Source organism: Phocicoccus schoeneichii (assembly GCF_014635565.1).
Lineage (GTDB): Bacteria > Bacillota > Bacilli > Staphylococcales > Salinicoccaceae > Phocicoccus > Phocicoccus schoeneichii.
Genome location: NZ_BMDB01000009.1, coordinates 1 through 1070, shown reverse-complemented (window position 1 = coordinate 1070; position 1070 = coordinate 1). Strand labels below are relative to the sequence as shown.

General features: G+C 41.8%; 1 protein-coding gene. It reads right to left on the bottom strand.

The window, feature by feature from the left end; translation table 11 throughout:
• Positions 1 to 374: 374 nt before the first annotated feature.
• The coding region (locus IEU51_RS09230; protein ID WP_229713947.1) for a hypothetical protein at positions 375 to 1070 on the bottom strand (696 nt) is incomplete at its 5' end.

Here is a 1070-nt window from a genome sequence, read left to right as displayed (position 1 = left end):
GCACACAATTATTTGATATGATGGCACTTAAGGAGAAGTGATTCAAAGGCTTTTAAAACATTTTCCATACAGAAATTTAATGAAGACTTTAATTCCCTTTGACTCAGTGGCCTTTATACCAGCATGATACTACTGGAATTTAGGTAACAAGCTGTTAGGACAATTTCACTTAAGGATGTTACACTATCTAAAATACAGTAGAGAACTCAAGAAGAAAGAGTGCCTTCAATTTGAGATTGCCCTATTCTAAAACAGCAGTTGAAGCCTTTGGATAGAATGGTTTGACATGATAGATGAAAAGACATGTAGAGCATGGAATTTTCAGAACCATCAAAGACCATAACTGTGGAGTCCCTCAGAATTCACTTGACTCTTCACCACAGTGGCATAGTAGTCTTTTCACTGTTCTCAGAGCCAATGGGATTAGGGATGTCAGAGAATGATGGGGCATCAGTGTATTGTGTGCCTAGTGGAACGTAATACCAGGCACCAGATGGATAGGCATCCAGCTGGTAGAATTGTCTGAAAAGCTCAGGGTAGAAGTAGGCCAGTTCCTGATTCACTCCTATCATAGGTTCTTTCTGTTGGGCATGGATTCCCTCTTTCATACTGTGAAGTCGTTCCTCAGCACTATTGGGAACAATTTCCAGCTGGGGTACTTTGTATTTTTTCAGTCTGAGAAGCTGTTCCAGATAACCCAGGTAACGCTCAGAGGGCACATCTTCCTTTTGAATGTGCTTCTGCTCAACACTATTGGGAACAATTTCCTCACTTGACGAAATGCTTTCAGCTTCCATTTGCTTAATATCTTCCATGGCTTGATCCTCAGTTGATTCACTCCCAATATCCTTGCTCAGTTCATTGACCTTCTCCTTTCCAAACACTTCTGGAAAAGGTGCCACAAAAAACCTGAGTAAATTTTCATTGAGGACTTCTTGAGGGAGTCCTTGGTGCTTGATAGGATGTTTAGGCCTGGCAAGAGCAACAGCCACAAGACAGGTAAGGATGAGAAGTTTCATGGTTGTCAAGATCTTGAACCCAAGACTGGGAAGAAGCAGCAAGCTGGGTTG